Here is a 13,678-nt window from a genome sequence, read left to right on the forward strand (position 1 = left end):
TGGTGTGGCCCCGCCGCACCACGCCCGGCCATGAGGCCGAAAATCCCCGTCCCTGATTTCAGGCGTGGGAATACATGCGCCGGCCCGGCACCGGCAGATCGGCGGTGAGGATGGTGCCGGTCTTCGATTCGGTGATGAAGAGCGTCCGGTTGTCCGGCCCACCGAAGGCGCAATTGGTGGTGAGATGGCCCTCCGGCGACCTAATGCGCAGCATGGGCTCGCCGAGCGCGCTGAACAGCCAGACCGAACCGAGGCCCATGTGGCAGACGACGAGGTTGTCCTCCTCGTCGATGGCGAGGCCGTCCGGCCCGCCGCCGCCCGAGAGCTGGATGAAGGTGCCCACCTTGCTCGCCGTGCCGTCGCGCATCAGCGGCACGCGCCAGATGGCGTTGGCCCGCGTCACCGCGAGGAAGAGCACGGTCTCGGTCTTGTTGAGCACGAGGCCGTTGGGGCTGGGGATGCCCTTCAGCACACAGTCCAGCCGCCCGTCTGTCCGCAGGCGATAGAGGCAGCCGGACGGGTCGTGCAGGCCGGTCTGGCCCTGGTCGGTGAAATAGAGATCGCCGTTGCTGGCGAAGATCAGGTCGTTCACGCCCTTGAAGCGCTGGAGCATCGCCCGTTCGAGATAGGGCTCCACCCGGCCGGTGGCGGGATCGAACACCATGATGCCGTGCCGGTGGTCGGCGATGAAGCCGCGGCCGTCCTTGTGGAACTTCAGGCCGTTGGGCTCGCCGTCATACTCCGCCTCGACGCTGACCTTCCCCTGCGGCGTCACCTTGATGAGGCGCCCCCACGGGATGTCCACGACCCACAGATTGCCCGCGCGATCGAAGGAGGGGCCTTCAAGAAAGGTCGTCAGCGGCACGCCGCCGAACTGGACCTCGCTCCACTCGGAGCGGCGGCCCTCGATCCTGAGGGCATCGGGCATCACCACGAACGGGCGGGCGACCACGGCGGGCGGGGCGGCGTACATGCGTTTCCTCCTCGCGCGTCCGGCTGCGGGCACACCGACAGCCACTCGCCTCTGCGGGCGGTCGCGCGCTTGAGCTTTGCCTTCGGTTCTACACGCCCGGCGGGCCGGCGTGTAGCCGGATGAGCGGCCGTATCCGTGTTGCCCGGGCACGCCAGCGCCGCCGCACGTACGCCGAATGTCCCTTGCCAGCGGGCCGGTTTGCCTGCGTTCATACGGCCACGCTTGGCCGGATCAACGGCGCGGCGACAGGGGGATCGTCCATGGATTTCAGGCGCTCGGAACCAGGCGTCTTCCACGCCCTCGCACTGGGCCTTGCGGCAGCCCTCACTTTGTCGGCGCCGGTGCAGGCCGCTGAAAACCTCGACCTCTATCTCGAAGGCGTGCGCGCCAAATACGGCCTGCCGGCTCTGGCCGCCGCCGTCACCCGCTCGGGCGAGATCATCGCGGCGGGGGCCGTGGGCAAGCGCGCCATCGGCCTCGACGTCCCGGTGACGGTGGAAGACCGCTTCCATCTCGGCTCCGACACCAAGGCCTTCACCGCCACCGTCGCCGGAACGCTGGTGGAGGAAGGCAGGATCAAGTGGACGAGCACGCTCGGCGAGGTGCTGGGCGGCAAGGTGAAGGACATGGACCCGAAGCTCGCGGCGGTGACGCTGGAGCAGCTTCTCTCCCACACCAGCGGCATCCCCTCCGACAACGAGGAGATCGTCGGCATCTATTTCAATCCGGTGGGCTTCGAGAAAACCACCACCGCCCTGCGCCTCGACGCGCTGGAGCGCTGGAAAAAGCACGCCCCGGAGGTGCCCAAGACCGGCTCGCCGTTCCAGTATTCCAACCTCGGCTACATCTTCGCCGGCGCCATGCTGGAAGAGGTTTCCGGCAAGCCGTGGGAGCGCCTGGTGGAGGAGCGCATCTATGCGCCGCTCAGCCTGAAGAGCGCCGGTTTCGGCCCGCAGGCCACCTTCGGCAAGTATGACGCGCCCATCGGCCACATGCTCGACGACAAGGGCAACGCCACGCCCATGGCCTGGGGGCCCTCGGCGGACATTCCGCCGGTGGTCGGCCCGGCCGGCATCGGCCACATGTCGGTGCTGGACTTCGCCCGCTGGGGCGACTGGAACGCGGGCCAGGGCAAGCGCGGCCCGCACATCGTCTCGCCGGAGACGCTGGCCGTCATCCACAAGCCCCGCGTCACAACCCCGCCCTTCAAGGACCCGCCCCCCGGCACCCCCTCCACCGGCGACTACGCCTTCGGCTGGGGCGTCGTGAAGCTGGATTGGACGAAGACGCCGGTGCTCACCCACAACGGCTCAAACAGCATGAACTTCGCCAAGATCCTGGTGGAGCCGGCGAGCGACATGTCGGTGGAGGCAGTCACCAACTATCCCGGCCAGACCGCCGAGGCCGCCACCACCGAAGTGCTGAAGCACCTCTACGGGCAGTTCGCCCCGAAGTGAGAGGCGCACGGTTCCCGGGACAAGCGACGACGCAGCCGGAGCGCTGATCCGGAGTCCAGCGCAAGGCTGCCGCAAAGCCGTCATCGCCCGGCTCGTCCGGGCGATCCACGGTGGGGCCGGGTCGATCTTCCGGACATTGCTCCAGCGGCGCGGTGGATCGCCCGGACGAGCCGGGCGATGACCAGCGGATATGATCGCATGGGCTTCCCTCCCGGCTCACATTCCGCCGGCGCAGCATGCATCCCGGACGCGAGGACGCCGCCCCCTACCTCCCCTCCCCCTTGATCTCGATCAACGCTCTTCAGCCGGCTAAGGCCCATGTTTTCACGCGGTTTTTCAGCCGCGGATGGCGCGCGCCTCGGCGCCGAAGGAGCACAGCATGGCGAGCACCGACGACCTCCCGCCCGCGGCCGGCACCGATGCCATTCCCGCCGAGATGGAGCGCTCGCTGGCCGAGGAACGCCAGATGGCGGCGCAGGAGGCGGAACTGTCCGCCGTCGCCGCCTTGTCGGCCTCCCTTGAAGCGGCCCAGCCCACCACGGCGGCGGGCGTGGACGACGTGAAGGCCGGCATCGCCGCCATCCTCGCCGGCGCCTCGCCTGACGACGCCGTGCGGCTGCGCAAGTCGCTGGGCATGCCCAAGCCCACGGGCCATCCGCGCGTGACCAGCGACGAGCTGTCCGACGACTGGCGCACCGGCGGCTATCCCTTCAAGTACAAGATGCTGCGGCGGGACTACGAGCAGCAGAAGTTCATCCTCCAGACCGAGCTTCTCAAGCTCCAGTCGTGGGTGAAGGATTCCCGCCAGCGGGTCATCATCCTGTTCGAGGGCCGCGACGCGGCCGGCAAGGGCGGCGCCATCAAGCGCTTCATGGAGCACCTCAACCCCCGCGGCGCGCGGGTGGTGGCGCTGGAGAAACCCAGCGAGGTGGAGCGCGGCCAGTGGTATTTCCAGCGCTATGTGGAGCACCTGCCCACCACCGGCGAGATCGTGATGTTCGACAGGAGCTGGTACAACAGGGCCGGCGTCGAGCGGGTGATGGGCTTCTGCACGGATGACGAATACCGCGAGTTCCTGCGCCAGGCGCCGGAGTTCGAGCGCAACCTCGTGCGCAGCGGCATCCACCTCATCAAGTTCTGGTTCTCGGTGAGCCAGGAGGAGCAGCGCCGCCGCTTCAAGGAGCGCAAGGTGCATCCGCTGAAGCAGTGGAAGCTCTCGCCCGTGGACCTCGCCTCCCTCGACAAGTGGGACGACTACACCCGCGCCAAGGAAGCCATGTTCTTCCACACCGACACGGCGGATTCGCCCTGGACGGTCATCAAGTCCGACGACAAGAAGCGCGCCCGCATCAATGCCATGCGCTACGTGCTGCATTCCCTGCCCTACAAGGACAAGGACCAGAAGCGCATCGGCCCGCTGGAGACGCTGCTGGTGGGCCGCGCCAACACGGTTCACGAGCGCGGCGAGTATGTGATGGGCGGGCGCTAGACCATTTTCACGCGAAGTGGATTCCGGGTCGCGTGAAGGACATGGGTCGCGTCGAAAACCTGAAGCCGTTCCGGCGAGCCGGAACGGCTTCGGGCACACGACGCAACGGCACCCCGCGCCGTGGAACGCGGGGCGAGCCACAGCGCGCGGCCGGTGGTGTCGGAATGACTTGTCTCGCCGACGGCATCGACGGTATGTCCTGTGCGGGCGCTGCCTTTTTCGCGCGGCGCCGGGGCCGCCCGAGGCATGGATAACACCACGCGTTCCGAACGCACGAAGGCCGCCGTCATCGAGGCGGCCCTCGCCATCATCGCCCGCGACGGCGCCGGCCGCCTCACCCTCGATGCCATCGCCAAGGAGAGCGGCGTCAGCAAGGGCGGGCTGCTGCACCAGTTCCCCAACAAGCGCGCCGTGCTCGCGGCCCTGCTGGAGTATCAGGCGGACTACTACACGCAGTTCGCCGAAGCCTTCGTGGCGGAGCACGGCGCGGCCTACGCCGAGCCGGCGCTCGCTGCGCAGATCGCCGTGTTCCGGGAGATCGTGAAGGGCTCGAACTCCATCGCGTTCGCCATCCTCGGCGTGGCGTCGCAGGAGCCGGCCTTCATGAGTCCCGTGCGCGAGCGCGACGAGCAGACCATCGCGCTCATCGTCAGCCAGGCGAGGGATCCCGGACGCTCGTTGGCCCGCCTGTTCTCCGCCCGCGGGCTCGCCCTCTCGGCCATGCTGGGCACCTGCCCGCTGGGGGACGTCGAGCGCGACCGGATGTTCGAATACCTGCTCGATGATCGAAACTGGCCAGCCGAGCCCCCCGCCCCTGCGGAAGCCGACGAGCCGCGGCGCTCCCGCCGGCCCACCTCCTGACCTGCACGGGCGGCATCCGGCATCCCCGGACACCGCAATTCCATCCCTGGACACCGCTTTGACGGACCAAGATACCGGGCGAAAATATTTCGGATAAAAACCGTCCAGACGGTTTGTTGTCAGATCAATCTGAGCTAGACTGCAGGGGTGATTGCAGCCCGTTGCCGGAGCCGCTAACCGAAATCGGACCTCGTACCGATGCGGTGGCCTTCCCCAACGGCAAAGCTACCTCCCTCCGCCGGCGTGGCCGCAAACACCGCCGGTGGGGACAAGAGCTGCGGGCGGCATTGCCGCCCCCTTGCGCCGTCCGCAGCTCCCCCCTTCAGAGCTTCCCCCACAGGATCGCGATCTCGGTCAAAGCCCGCCGGGCCGGTGCCGCGCGCAATGACGCGCCTTGCCTGCCCCCGCGCAGGCGGCTCGCCTTTTGTCGGAATGTGGAGTAGAAATAAGATATCCACATCTCACAGATGCGGAATAGGGCGGTGTCCCTGCGCCGTCCGTTGCGTCGCGTTGGGACCGAAGAGCGAAGACAAGATGAGCCTGACCCATCTCCAGCGCCTCGAGGCGGAGAGCATCCACATCATGCGCGAGGTCGTCGCCGAGGCCGAGCGCCCGGTGATGCTCTATTCGGTGGGCAAGGATTCGGCGGTGATGCTGCATCTCGCCAGGAAGGCCTTCTTTCCCTCCCCGCCGCCCTTCCCGTTGCTCCACGTGGATACCACCTGGAAGTTCCGCGCCATGTACGAGTTGCGCGACGAAGCCGCGCGCGACGCCGGCATGGACCTTCTCGTCCACCAGAATCCGGAAGCACTGGAAAAGGGCATCAACCCGTTCGACCACGGCCCGCTGCACACCGACATGTGGAAGACGGAGGGCCTCAAGCAGGCGCTGGACAAGTGGGGCTTCGACGCGGCCTTCGGCGGCGCCCGCCGCGACGAGGAGAAGAGCCGCGCCAAGGAGCGCGTCTTCTCCTTCCGCTCGGCCAATCACCGCTGGGACCCGAAGAACCAGCGGCCGGAACTCTGGCACCTCTACAATGCCCGCAAGAACAAGGGGGAGAGCATGCGCGTCTTCCCCATCTCCAACTGGACCGAGCTGGATATCTGGCAATACATCCACCTCGAAGGCATCCGCATCGTGCCGCTCTATTTCGCCGCCCCGCGCCCCACCGTGGAGCGCGACGGCCTGATCCTGATGGTGGATGACGACCGCTTCCCGCTGCGCCCCGGCGAGGAGCCGCAGATGCGCTCCGTGCGCTTCCGCACGCTCGGCTGCTACCCGCTCACCGGCGCGGTGGAGAGCACGGCGGACACCCTGCCGCAGGTGATCCAGGAAATGCTGCTCACCACCACCTCCGAGCGTCAGGGCCGCGCCATCGACAAGGATGCCGGTGGCGCCGGCATGGAGAAGAAGAAGCAGGAGGGGTATTTCTGATGAGCGCGCCCCTCGATCCCGTCTACAAGACCGACGCCCTCATCGCCGAGGACATCGACAAGTATCTCGACGTCCACGAGCACAAGACCATGCTGCGCTTCATCACCTGCGGCAGCGTGGACGACGGCAAGTCCACCCTCATCGGGCGGCTGCTCTACGATTCCAAGATGATCTTCGAGGATCAGCTCGCCGCGCTGGAGGCCGACTCGAAGAAGGTCGGCACGCAGGGGCAGGAGCTGGATTTCGCGCTCCTCGTGGACGGCCTCGCCGCCGAGCGCGAGCAGGGCATCACCATCGATGTGGCGTACCGCTTCTTCGCCACGGAGAAGCGCAAATTCATCGTCGCCGACACCCCCGGCCACGAGCAGTACACCCGCAACATGGTGACGGGCGCCTCCACCGCCGACCTCGCGGTGATCCTCGTGGACGCGCGCAAGGGCGTGCTCACCCAGACCCGGCGCCACTCCTATCTCGCCCACCTCATCGGCATCCGCAACATCGTGCTGGCGGTGAACAAGATGGACCTCGTGGGCTACAGCCGCGAGGTGTTCGAGCAGATCGTCGCCGACTACCGGGCCTTCGCCGCCTCCATCGGCATCACGGATTTCGTCGCTTTGCCCATCTCCGGCTTCAAGGGCGACAACATCACCACCCTCTCCCCCAACACGCCGTGGCACTCCGGCCCGACGCTGATGGCGCATCTGGAGAGCGTGGAGATCGACGCCGCCCATGACGCGCAAAAGCCGTTCCGCATGGCGGTGCAGTGGGTCAACCGGCCCAACCTCGACTTCCGCGGCTTTGCCGGCCTCATCTCCTCCGGCACGGTGAAGCCGGGCGATGCCATCCGCGTCCTGCCCTCGGGCAAGACCAGCACGGTGGCGCGCATCGTGACGCTGGACGGCGATCTTGCCGAGGCGGTGGCGGGCCAGTCCGTCACCCTGTGCCTTGCCGACGAGATCGACTGCTCGCGCGGCGACGTCATCGCGGCGGCGGAGGCCCCGGTGCAGGCGGCCGACCAGTTCGAGGCAATCATCGTGTGGATGGACGAGCAGCCCATGCTGCCGGGCCGTCCCTACTGGCTGAAGCTCGGCACCCAGACGGTGTCCGCCACCATCACCGAGCCCAAGTACCAGGTGAACGTCAACAACATGGACCATCTGGCGGCGAAGACGCTGGAGCTGAACGCCATCGGCTCCTGCAACATCGCCACCGACCGGCGCATCCCGTTCGAGCCCTATGCGGAGAACCGGGACCTCGGCGGCTTCATCCTCATCGACAAGATGACGAATGCCACCGTCGGCGCGGGCATGATCCACTTCGCGCTCAGGCGGTCGGACAACGTCCACTGGCAGGCCACCGACATTGGCCGAGAGCACCATGCCGCGCTGAAGAACCAGAAGCCGGCGGTGGTCTGGCTCACCGGCCTGTCCGGCGCGGGCAAGTCCACCATCGCCAATCTGGTGGAGAAGAAGCTGGCCCGGATGAACCGGCACACCTTCCTGCTCGACGGCGACAATGTGCGCCACGGGCTCAACAAGGATCTCGGCTTCACCGCCGCCGACCGGGTGGAGAACATCCGCCGCGTGGGCGAGGTGGCGAAGCTGATGACCGATGCCGGCCTCATCGTCATCACCGCCTTCATCAGCCCCTTCCGCGCCGAGCGCGACATGGTGCGCGGCATGATGCAGCCCGGCGAGTTCTTCGAGGTGTTCATCGACACGCCGCTGGCGGAAGCCGAGCGGCGCGACGTGAAGGGCCTCTACAAGAAGGCCCGCGCGGGCCAGCTCAAGAACTTCACCGGCATCGACAGCCCGTATGAAGCCCCCGCCGCTCCCGAGCTGCGCGTGGACACCACCGCCATGGACGCCGAAGCCGCCGCCGAGGCCATCGTGCGGATGCTGATCCCGTGAGCGGGGCCGGTCACACCGGCCCCGCCTCCTCCATCCGCACTTCCTTGAGCTTCTTGATGCCGAGCAGGCTCAGGGCGGCGTTCTCGTAGAAAGTCTCGCTCACGCCCTGCCGCACCTTGTGCAGGAAGTAGCGCTCGAAGCCGACCTTGGCGGTGTGCACCCACGCGCCCTGCGACGACCAGTTGACGTTGCGCGGCGGGATCTGCGGCTGGGCGATGAAGGCGATGCCGCCGTCGCCGAAGTCGGCAAGGCACACCGCGTTCCACGTCGCCACCGCCCGCGGCTTTTCCCCCGCGAGCAGCGCGGCGATGTTGGCGGCGGTGGCCGTGACCATGGATTCGATCATGAAGCCGGTCTTGGGCACGCCCACCGGCAGCGGCGTCTTGCCCATGGGCGGGATGGCGACGCAGACGCCGATGGCGAAGATGTTGGGATAGGCCGGGTTCTGCTGGTGCCGGTCCACGATGACGAAGCCGCGGGGATTGCTGAGTCCCTCGTGACCGGACACCGCCGGCACGCCGCGGAAGGCCGGCAGGATCATGGAGAAGGCGAAGGGCAGATCGTGGGTCGCCTTCACGCTCGCATCCTCGTTCACCTCCTCCACGCTCATGCGGCCGGCCTCCACGCGGGCGACGCGGGCATTGGTGATCCACTTGATGTGCTTCTCGCGCAGCGCGCCCTCCAGAAGGCCCTTGGTGTCACCCACGCCGTCGAGGCCGAGATGGCCGATATAGGGCTCGGGCGTCACGAAGGTCATGGGCACGCGGTCGCGGACCTTGGCCTTGCGCAAGGCGGCGTCGAGGATGAAGGCGAATTCATAGGCCGGCCCGAAGCAGGAGGCGCCGGCCGCCGCCCCGACCACGATCGGCCCCGGTGACCGCACCAGCGCATCGAACGCCGTGCGGGCCTCGGCGGCATGGTCGGTGAGACAGACCGACTGCGTATGGCCGGCGGGGCCGAGCCCCTCCACCTCGTCGAAGGCGAGGTCGGGACCGGTGGCGATGACGAGATAATCGTAATCGAGCGTCTCGCCGTCGTTCAGTTCGATCGAATTGGTCTTCGGATCGAGCCTTTTCGCACCCATGGGCATGAGGCGGATGCCGCGCGACTGGAAGACCTTGGTGAGGTCCACCGTGATCTCCTCCGGCTTGCGCCAGCCGACGGCGACCCACGGATTGGACGGCACGAAGCTGTAGGTGGAGCCCTTGTTGACCACCACCACCTCGTGCTTCGCCCCCACCTTCTCCTTCATCTCGTAGGCCATGATGACGCCGCCGAGCCCGGCGCCGAGGATGACGATCCGCGACATGGTTTCCTCCAATTGGTGCGCCCGCCGGTCCTGCCGGCGGATGCCGGGCACGCTCGGGACCTGTTGACCCCACGTCGCGCCTCTTGACATTCAAGAATTAGAATTTCATTTTTTTGAATGTCAAGGGATTTGGACGTCGTCACGACGCACCGTCAAGGAGGAACCCCATGAGCGAGATCGCACAGGCCCGGGGCGGGTCCGGTTCAGGCTTCGCCTGTTCGCTGAAGGCCAAGGCGTGGTCGCCCTACGTGGCCGGCATTCTCATCGGCCTTCTGCAGGTGCCGGCCTTCCTGCTCATCGAGACGGCGCTCGGCGCCTCCTCGTCCTATGTCACCGTCGGCGGCATCGCGGCATCGTGGATCGACCCGGCCGTGACCAGCATCGACTATGTGGCCAAGCACATCGCCGCCACCGGCAAGAACTGGTGGCAGGTGGCGCTGGTGATCGGCGTCGCCATCGGCGCCTTTCTCTCCATGCGCATCTCCGGCGCCCGCCGCCAGCCGATCTCGCCCATCTGGTCGCGGGCGCTCGGCACGGCGAGCCCCGGCGTGCGCTATGCGGTGGCGTTCGGCGCCGGCTTCGTGATGCTGTTCGGTGCCCGCATCGCCGATGGCTGCACCTCCGGCCATGGCCTGTCCGGCATGGCGCAGCTTGCCGTGTCCTCCACCGTCGCCGTCGCCGCCATGTTCGCCGGCGGCATCGCCACCGCGCTGCTCCTGCTGCGCCGCATCTGACGCGAACGGACCACAAGAAAGGCCAAAGCCATGTCTCTCGTCCAATCCATCGTCATCGGCCTGCTCATGGGCACGGTGTTCGGCGTCGCCCTCGAAAAGTCCCGCGTGTTCGAGCCCGGCATGATCGTGGGACAGATGCAGTTCCGCAATTTCATCATGCTCAAGGTGTTCCTCACCGCCGTCGCCACCGGTGCGCTGGTGATCGCGGCACTGCACGGCTTTGGCCTCGTGAAGCTCGCCCCGAAGGCCACCTTCTACGCCGCCGACGTGGTGGGCGGCCTGATGCTCGGCGCCGGCATCGCGCTGGCCGGCGCCTGCCCGGGCACGGTGCTCGCGCAGGTCGGCGTGGGCTATCGCGATGCCCTCTTCACCCTCCTCGGCGGCATCGCCGGCGCCACCGCCTTCGGCTATGCCGAGCCGGTGCTGAAGCCGGTCCTCGCCGCCTCCGGGCCGGGCAAGATCACCTTCATGGACCTCACCGGCCTCTCCTATCCGGTGATGGCCGTCGGCCTCGCGGCGGTGCTGGTGCTGATCCTCGTGGGGCTGGAGATGTGGCGGCCCTGGCGCGCCGATCTCGGTGCCGACGTGGACGGTGACTTCGGCCCCGCCGCGCCGGTGAAGACCACGCGCTCCCACCTCGAACCGGCGGAGTGATCCCCATGTCCGCGCCACGCATCGTCATTCTGGGCTCCGGCTTTGCGGCGCTGACCGCCGTACGCGAGCTGCGACGGCGACGCGTCGGGGCGGACATCACGGTGGTGTCGCCCAACCCCGTGCTCACCTATCTGCCGAGCCTCATCTGGGTCCCGGCAGGGCTGCGGCGGGCGGAGGACCTGACGATCCCGCTCACAGGCTTCTTCGCCCGCCACGGCGTCCGCCACATCGCCGCGACAGTGGAGCAGGTGACGGACGGCGGGCGACGGGTTCACACCAGCGGCGGCGTCATCGAGAACGACGTGCTGCTCATCGCCACCGGCGGGCGCTATATCCGCAAGCTGCCGGGCATCGAGAACGCCTTCATCCCCTGCGAAGGCATCGCCGTGGCCGAGGCCCTGCGCCGGCGCCTCGCGACCCTCGAACGGGGCACCATTGCCGTGGGGTTCGGCGCCAATCCGCAGGAACCCTCGGCGGTGCGCGGCGGGCCCATGTTCGAGTTCCTGTTCGGCCTCGACACCCTGCTGCGCCGGCAGGGCCGGCGGGAGGCCGTGGATCTGGTCTTCTTCAACGCCTCCACCCAGCCCGGCCAGCGCCTTGGCCCGAAGGCCGTCGGCGGGCTGCTGAAGGAGATGGAGCGGCGCGGCATCAAGACCCACCTCGGCCACAAGCCGCTGCGCTTTGCGCCAGACAAAGTGGTGACGGAGGGCGGCGAGATTCCCGCCGATCTGATCCTCTTCATGCCCGGCCTCACCGGACCGGCATGGCTGTCGGAGAGCTGCCTGCCGCTCTCGCACGGCGGCTTCGTCGCGGCCGATGCCACCTGCGCGGTGCAGGGCCTCGACGACGTCTATGTCGCGGGCGACGCCGGCTCCTTCCCCGGCCCGGACTGGATGCCCAAGCAGGCCCACCAGGCCGATCTCCAGGCCCGCGCCGCCGCCCGCAACATCGCCGCCGCCCTCGCCGGCCGGCCCGAGCGGGAGACCTTCCGGCCCGAACTCGTCTGCATCGTCGATACGCTGGACGCGGGCATGCTGGTGTTCCGCGACACGCGGCGCAACTTCGCCTTGCCCCGGCTCGGCCCGCTGCACCATGTGAAACGGATGTTCGAGGCCCACTACCTCAGCGCCTATCGCGCCGCCTGAGGCGGGCCCCGCCCCTTTCGCACCGCACAAAGATGCATTAAGCCCCCGGGACGAACGATCCCCAGAGCCCCGGGTGCCCTTTTCCCATGATCCGCCTCGACAACATCAGCAAGCAGAACGGCCGGCAGCTCGTCTTCATCGAGGCGTCGGCGGCGCTGCTGAAGGGCGAGAAGGTGGGCCTCGTCGGCCCCAACGGCGCCGGCAAGACCACCTTGTTCCGCATGATGACCGGGCAGGAGACGCCGGACGAGGGCCAGGTCTCGGCCGACCGCGGCATCACCATCGGCTATTTCAGCCAGGACGTGGGCGAGATGTCCGGCCGCTCCGCCCTCGCCGAGGTGATGGACGGCGCCGGCCCGGTGAGCACCGTCGCGGCCGAGCTGAAGGAGATCGAGGCGGCGCTGGGCGATCCCGACCGCATGGACGAGATGGATGCCCTCGTCGAGCGCTACGGCGAGGTGCAGGCCCGCTTCGAAGAGCTGGGCGGCTATGCACTGGAGGGCCGCGCGGCGGAGGTTCTCGCCGGCCTCGGCTTCTCCCAGGAGATGATGGACGGCGACGTGGGCAAGCTCTCGGGCGGCTGGAAGATGCGCGTGGCGCTTGCCCGCATTCTCCTCATGCGCCCGGACGTGATGCTGCTGGACGAACCCTCCAACCATCTCGACATCGAGAGCCTGATCTGGCTGGAAAGCTTCCTCAAGGGCTTCGACGGCGCGCTGATGATGACGTCGCACGACCGCGCCTTCATGAACCGCATCGTGAACAAGATCGTCGAGATCGACGCCGGCAGCCTCAACACCTATTCCGGCGACTATGAATTCTACGCCGGCCAGCGGGCGATGAACGAGAAGCAGCAGCAGGCGCAATACGAGCGCCAGCAGGCCATGCTGGCCAAGGAGATCGCCTTCATCGAGCGCTTCAAGGCCCGCGCCTCCCACGCCGCGCAGGTGCAGAGCCGGGTGAAGAAGCTGGAGAAGATCGACCGGGTGGAGCCGCCCCGCCGCCGCGAGGCGGTGGCCTTCGAGTTCGCCCCCGCGCCCCGCTCCGGCGAGGACGTGGCGAGCCTCAAGGGCGTCCACAAAAGCTACGGCAGCAAAGTCATCTACGAGGGGCTGGACTTCCACATCCGCCGCCGCGAGCGCTGGTGCGTCATGGGCGTCAACGGCGCCGGCAAGTCCACTTTGCTCAAGCTCATCGCGGGCTCCACCACGCCGGACGACGGCACGGTCAATGTCGGCGCCAGCGTGAAGATGGGCTATTTCGCCCAGCACGCCATGGACCTGCTGGAGGGAGAGCGCACCGTGTTCGAGACGCTGGAAGATGCGTTCCCCCAGGCCGGACAGGGTGCCCTGCGGACGCTGGCCGGCTGCTTCGGCTTCTCCGGAGACGACGCGGAAAAGCGCTGCCGCGTGCTCTCCGGCGGCGAGAAGGCGCGGCTCGTGATGGCCAAGATGCTGTTCGACCCGCCCAATTTCCTCGTGCTGGACGAGCCCACCAACCATCTCGACATGGCCACCAAGGAAATGCTGGTGGCGGCGCTGGCCGATTACGAGGGGACGATGCTGTTCGTCTCCCATGACCGGCACTTCCTCGCCGCCCTCTCCAACCGGGTGCTGGAGCTGACGCAGGACGGCATCCACCAGTACAATGGCGGCTATACGGAATATGTCGCCCGCACCGGCCAGGAAGCGCCGGGCTTGAGGAACTGAGGG

At 67.8% G+C, this 13,678-nt stretch carries 11 protein-coding genes; 9 read left to right on the forward strand and 2 right to left on the reverse strand.

What is annotated here, in order from left to right; translation table 11 throughout:
* Positions 1-58: 58 nt before the first annotated feature.
* Complete coding sequence (locus A37E_RS0106335; RefSeq protein WP_029555842.1) at positions 59-973, reverse strand: SMP-30/gluconolactonase/LRE family protein; 915 nt, start codon at positions 971-973, stop codon at positions 59-61.
* Between the two features lie 260 nt (positions 974-1,233).
* Here A37E_RS0106335 and A37E_RS0106340 point away from each other — a divergent pair, with 260 nt between their 5' ends.
* From A37E_RS0106340 to cysN, 5 genes are all read left to right on the forward strand, one after another.
* On the forward strand, positions 1,234-2,430 hold the full coding sequence (locus A37E_RS0106340; RefSeq protein WP_051678833.1) for a serine hydrolase domain-containing protein: 1,197 nt from the start codon (positions 1,234-1,236) through the stop codon (positions 2,428-2,430).
* A 379-nt stretch (positions 2,431-2,809) separates the two neighbouring features.
* A complete protein-coding gene (gene ppk2, locus A37E_RS0106345) occupies positions 2,810-3,919 on the forward strand; it encodes a polyphosphate kinase 2 (protein ID WP_051678834.1) in 1,110 nt (369 codons plus the stop codon).
* Positions 3,920-4,165: 246 nt separating this feature from the next.
* Positions 4,166-4,780, forward strand: coding sequence for a TetR/AcrR family transcriptional regulator (locus tag A37E_RS0106350; protein WP_029555845.1), 615 nt, complete (start codon positions 4,166-4,168; stop codon positions 4,778-4,780).
* A gap of 534 nt (positions 4,781-5,314) precedes the next feature.
* A complete protein-coding gene (cysD, locus tag A37E_RS0106355; RefSeq protein ID WP_029555846.1) occupies positions 5,315-6,214 on the forward strand; it encodes a sulfate adenylyltransferase subunit CysD in 900 nt (299 codons plus the stop codon).
* Positions 6,214-8,124, forward strand: a complete 1,911-nt coding sequence (gene cysN / locus A37E_RS0106360; protein ID WP_029555847.1) for a sulfate adenylyltransferase subunit CysN — start codon at positions 6,214-6,216, stop codon at positions 8,122-8,124. Before cysD ends, cysN begins: the two co-directional genes overlap by 1 nt.
* A 10-nt stretch (positions 8,125-8,134) precedes the next feature.
* Here cysN and A37E_RS0106365 read toward each other — a convergent pair whose 3' ends face one another.
* Positions 8,135-9,433 (reverse strand): FAD/NAD(P)-binding oxidoreductase, encoded by a 1,299-nt coding sequence (locus tag A37E_RS0106365; protein WP_029555848.1) that lies wholly within the window; start codon positions 9,431-9,433, stop codon positions 8,135-8,137.
* Positions 9,434-9,600: 167 nt separating this feature from the next.
* On the opposite strand from A37E_RS0106365, the gene A37E_RS0106370 reads away from it, so the two are divergent.
* From A37E_RS0106370 to A37E_RS0106385, 4 genes are all read left to right on the forward strand, one after another.
* Positions 9,601-10,167 carry a YeeE/YedE thiosulfate transporter family protein gene (locus A37E_RS0106370; RefSeq protein ID WP_051678835.1) on the forward strand — a complete coding sequence of 189 codons (567 nt, stop codon included), beginning with the start codon at positions 9,601-9,603 and terminating at the stop codon, positions 10,165-10,167.
* A gap of 30 nt (positions 10,168-10,197) precedes the next feature.
* Positions 10,198-10,821, forward strand: a complete 624-nt coding sequence (locus A37E_RS0106375; protein WP_029555850.1) for a YeeE/YedE thiosulfate transporter family protein — start codon at positions 10,198-10,200, stop codon at positions 10,819-10,821.
* A gap of 5 nt (positions 10,822-10,826) precedes the next feature.
* Complete coding sequence (locus A37E_RS0106380; RefSeq protein ID WP_029555851.1) at positions 10,827-11,966, forward strand: FAD-dependent oxidoreductase; 1,140 nt, start codon at positions 10,827-10,829, stop codon at positions 11,964-11,966.
* An 86-nt stretch (positions 11,967-12,052) separates the two neighbouring features.
* Positions 12,053-13,675, forward strand: a complete 1,623-nt coding sequence (locus A37E_RS0106385; protein ID WP_029555852.1) for an ABC-F family ATP-binding cassette domain-containing protein — start codon at positions 12,053-12,055, stop codon at positions 13,673-13,675.
* Positions 13,676-13,678 lie beyond the last annotated feature (3 nt).

Origin of the sequence: Xanthobacter sp. 91 (genome assembly GCF_000702385.1) — a bacterium.
In the GTDB taxonomy this organism is placed as follows: Bacteria; Pseudomonadota; Alphaproteobacteria; order Rhizobiales; family Xanthobacteraceae; genus Xanthobacter; species Xanthobacter aminoxidans.